Origin of the sequence: Mesorhizobium sp. M7A.F.Ca.AU.002.02.1.1, assembly GCF_003998535.1 — a bacterium.
In the GTDB taxonomy this organism is placed as follows: Bacteria; Pseudomonadota; Alphaproteobacteria; order Rhizobiales; family Rhizobiaceae; genus Mesorhizobium; species Mesorhizobium ciceri.
Genome location: NZ_RZPB01000547.1, coordinates 1 through 4,209, shown reverse-complemented (window position 1 = coordinate 4,209; position 4,209 = coordinate 1). Strand labels below are relative to the sequence as shown.

Genomic DNA, 4,209 nt, shown 5'->3' with positions numbered 1-4,209 from the left:
GATCTGGTCCATGGCAGCGTCGAGTTGCGCATCGGCCAGCGGCAGCCGCATGACCAGCGACTCGTCGAACCGGCTCCATCCCTCACGGTCGAGATGACTGGCAAGATCGGGACCCGACAACGGCGACATGCGGAATGTCAGCGGCCTGCCATAGGCATCGAAACGGCGGCTGGCCCGGCCGATACGGTCGGCAATGTGCTGGATGTCGCCGGGATCGAGCGGATTGACCGAGTTCAGCCGCTTGGCCGGATGGCCGGCGGTCAGCCGCACCACCCAGGTGCCGTCATAGTGGACGGCGGCCGCCGGCCAGGCGCGAAAGCCGGCCGCCTCGTAACGGCGCACGATCGCGAGCATGCTTGCCGGATGCCTGGAGCTCAAAACCGTCAGCTCCGGTAATCGCCATTGATGGCGACATATTCCTTGGTGAGGTCGCAGGTCCACACCGTCGCCTTGCCGCGGCCAATGCCGATATCGGCGCGGATGCGGATATCGTCGCGCTTCATGTAGGCCGACGTCGCCGCCTCGGAATAGCCGGGGTCGCGCTCGCCTTCATGCGCCAGCCTGTTGTCGCCGAACCAGATCGACAGCCGGTCGCGATCGGCGGGTTCGCCGGCCTTGCCGACGGCCATGACGACGCGGCCCCAATTGGCGTCCTCGCCGGCGACTGCCGTCTTGACCAGCGGCGAATTGGCGATCGACAGCGCGATGCGCTTGGCCGAGCGCGCCGATTTGGCGCCGGTGACGGTGACTTCGACCTGCTTGCGGGCGCCTTCGCCGTCGCGCACCACCTGCAGCGCCAGCGATTTCAGCACCTTGCCGAGCGCCCGGCGGAACGTGCCGAGACGGGCATCCTTGGGATCGGTTATCTCCGGCGCGCCGCGCCTGGCGGCCTTGCCGGTGGCGAAGATCAGCAGCGTGTCGCTGGTCGAGGTGTCGCTGTCGACGGTGACCGCGTTGAAAGTCTTGGCCGTGCCGCGCGACAACAGATCCTGCAGGACAGGTGCGGCGATCGGCGCGTCGGTGGCGATGAAGGAGAGCATCGTCGCCATGTCGGGCGCGATCATGCCGGCGCCCTTGGAAATGCCGTTGATGGTGACATCGGTGTCGCCGAGCTTGACGGTCGCGGTCGCCACTTTCGGATAGGTATCCGTGGTCATGATCGCCTTTGCCGCTTCGGTCCACAGCTCGGGCTTGCCCTTGCTGACCAGCCCCGCGAGCAGATGGCTGAATTTGCTGGTGTCGAGCGGCTCGCCGATGACGCCGGTCGAGGCCATGAAAACCTCCGCTGCCGTGCAGCCGGCCGCCTTCGCCGCCGCCTCGCCGGTCAGTGCGGTCGACTCGCGGCCCTTCTTGCCGGTGAAGGCATTGGCGTTGCCGGAATTGACGACCAGCACCCGCGCCTTGCCCGCGCCGAGATTCTGCCGGCAGAAATCGACCGGCGCCGAGGGGCATTTCGATTTCGTGAACACGCCGGCGACCGCAGTGCCTTCATCGAAGACCATGGTCAAAAGATCGGTGCGGCCCTTGTACTTTATCCCTGCCTCGGCGGTGGCGATGCGCACCCCCTCGATTTCTGGCATTTTCGGGTATTTCTTCGGCGCAAGCGGCGAAATCGTCGTGGACATGGAGGCCTCGGGCGGGAAAATCGCAAGGGAAGGCCGGTTTGCCCGATAGACCGCGCCGGCGCAAGGGCGTTTTCGTCGCTCTTGTCCGGGAGCTCGAACTCGCCCCTGGGAGCAGGGCTCCGAGACGTCGCAAGCCATGCAGTAGACATCGTCCGACGGCCGGTCCGGCGGTGTCAGCCAGTTTGCGCCGGCCGCGTTCATCTCAATAGGAATTTATTCTTGACAGGGTGAGAGCAGCTATGCTACATTTTCGTCCATGGTGCTGATTTGCACCAGTGACCCGCCGTCCCGGCGGGTTTTGCTTTTGGGACCTCGCCAACCAACACGCCGGTAAGGTTCCCAGAAAACGACCAACCCCTGCCCCGACTAGCCAGTCTCCAGAAGCTTGAAAACGCGCCGTTTCGTTTGAGCGTCGGGTCACCTATATTGCCGGCGAAGTGTTTGGCGAGGACGACAGAGATGGCCGAGGACGCCGATCCGGCGCGCAGATCGATCGGTGCGCGGCGCAATCCCGACAGCGCCGAGGCCATTCTCCAAGCCGCCGAGACCGTACTGGTCGAAGCCGGTTATGCCGGTTTCTCGATCGAGGCGGTGGCGCGGCGGGCCCGCGCCGGCAAACCCACCATCTATCGCTGGTGGCCGAGCAAGGCGGCGTTGCTGCTTGAGGTCTACCAGCGCCAGAAGCGCGTCGATGTTCCCGATACCGGGCGGCTGGAGGAGGATCTCGTCGGCTTCCTGAAAAACCTGTTCGCCCACTGGCGCGAGACATCGTCGGGAAGCGTGTTCCGGTCGCTGATCGCCGAGGCACAGTCGGACGCGACCGCGGCCGCGGCCCTTGCCGACTACTCACTGGGCCGACGGTCCCATACCGCCCAGATCATCGAACGCGCCAAGGCAAGGGGCGAAATCCCGGCCGAAATCGATTCAGCTGTCGTCGCCGACCTGATCGCCTCCTTCGCCTGGAGACATCTGCTGACCAACCGGCTCGACGAGGACGAAGCGACCATCGGCAAGGCCGTCAACTACGTGATGCGAGGCATAGCGGCGCCTGCCTCGTAAAGACGGCAATGAATGAAAAGGGCGCGGCAACCCCTGGCTGCCGCGCCCCTTTTTCAAAAAGCTGCCAGTCTTACTTGGCGCTTTCCAGCGTATCGACCGCCTTCTTCAGGTTGGCGTCGGGGATCTCGACCTTGGCGCCGGCGCGCAGCGACTTGACCAGCGCGAAATACTTGTCGCGGATGACCGCCTGCTTGGCCTGGTCCTTGACGTCGTCGAAGGCCGGCGGCTGCTTGGTGCGCTTGTCCTCGAGCTTGATGACATGCCAGCCGAACTGCGTTTGCACCGGCTGCTCGGTGTATTTGCCGACCTCGAGCGCGGAGGCCGCCTTGTCGAACTCCGGCACCATCTGGCCAGGTCCGAACCAGCCGAGGTCGCCGCCGCTGGTCTTGCCTGACGGATCGCTGGTGTGCTCGTTGGCGAGCTTCTGGAAGTCGGCGCCGCCGTCGAGCTGCTTGATGATCGCCTCGGCCTCTTCCTTCGTCTTCACGAGGATGTGACGGGCATGCAGCTCGTTGGTGGGCGGCGTGTTGGCGATTTCCTGGTCGTAACGGGCGCGGACCTCGGCGTCGGTGACCTTGTCGACGACACCCTTCTCGACCATCTCGCCATGCAGCGCGCGCTGCTGCAGGAAGGCCATGCGGCGCTGGAAGTCGGGATCCTTGTCGAGCCCTGTGGTGACCGCCTGGGCGGCCATGACGCGGATCTCGATGGCAGCCGAAAGGGCGGCGGCACGGCGCTGCTCGGGCGGCAATTGTGCGAACTGCTGCGACAATTCCCCTTCGGCAAGCACCAGATCTGCTTCGGTCAGGGGCTGACCGTTGACCGTGGCGATAACCTTATTGGGATCGACCGGTGCCGCGGCTGGCGCTGCTGCATCCGCTGGAGCGGGAGCGGTTTGCTGCGCCATCACAGGCGAGAGCGAAAGGGCCGACAGGCCGACGGCCAAGCCAAGGCTGGCGAGCGACGCGCGGCGAAACAACAGGGACATAGGGGGACTCCGGTGGGGATTGTTAAGAGGGGTGCTTCCAGATCGGCCAGATTGTGGCGGAATTTGGCGCAGCCAGCAGGGCCAGCGCGGCGTTGACATCAGTTGAGCCCCCTCTTATCTGTCCAACGACTTTGCGTCCAGAACCGTTTTCCGGGCGCTTTTTGTGTTTGTCCACGTTCACGTGGAATTGATGGGGCCGCCCGGCGCTCATCTCAAGATTGAGAATTCTATCGAAAGGACCATTGGATGGTCAGTCTCGGCGGTCTCGCCCGTAAGGTTTTCGGTTCCTCCAACGACCGTCGGGTCAAATCGACCCGGCCCCGTGTCGAGGCGATCAACGCCATGGAAAACGAGATGCGGGCGCTTTCCGATGAGGAATTGGTCGGCCGCACCGCGAAATTCCGCCAGGACATCGCCAACGGCGCCACGCTCGACGATCTGTTGGTGCCGGCCTTCGCCACCGCCCGCGAGGCCGCGCGCCGCGTGCTCGGCATGCGCCCCTTCGATGTCCAGCTGATCGGCGGCATGGTGCTGCAC

3 protein-coding genes and 2 pseudogenes are annotated in these 4,209 nt (G+C 64.7%); 2 read left to right on the top strand and 3 right to left on the bottom strand.

Features of this window, described 5'->3' with window-relative positions:
• Together EN879_RS26375 and argJ are read right to left on the bottom strand one after the other, a co-directional pair.
• Positions 1–354 (bottom strand): annotated as a pseudogene (locus EN879_RS26375) (GNAT family N-acetyltransferase); the annotation flags it as partial.
• Between the two features lie 29 nt (positions 355–383).
• Entirely contained in the window at positions 384–1,625 is a 1,242-nt protein-coding gene (argJ, locus tag EN879_RS26370; RefSeq protein WP_063169075.1) for a bifunctional glutamate N-acetyltransferase/amino-acid acetyltransferase ArgJ, read from the bottom strand.
• A 459-nt stretch (positions 1,626–2,084) separates the two neighbouring features.
• On the opposite strand from argJ, the gene EN879_RS26365 reads away from it, so the two are divergent.
• A complete protein-coding gene (locus EN879_RS26365; RefSeq protein ID WP_063169076.1) occupies positions 2,085–2,684 on the top strand; it encodes a TetR/AcrR family transcriptional regulator in 600 nt (199 codons plus the stop codon).
• Between the two features lie 70 nt (positions 2,685–2,754).
• On the opposite strand, the gene EN879_RS26360 is transcribed toward EN879_RS26365, so the two are convergent.
• A complete protein-coding gene (locus EN879_RS26360) occupies positions 2,755–3,672 on the bottom strand; it encodes a peptidylprolyl isomerase (RefSeq protein WP_024503787.1) in 918 nt (305 codons plus the stop codon).
• A gap of 246 nt (positions 3,673–3,918) precedes the next feature.
• On the opposite strand from EN879_RS26360, the pseudogene EN879_RS26355 reads away from it, so the two are divergent.
• A pseudogene (locus EN879_RS26355) lies at positions 3,919–4,209 on the top strand (preprotein translocase subunit SecA); the annotation flags it as partial.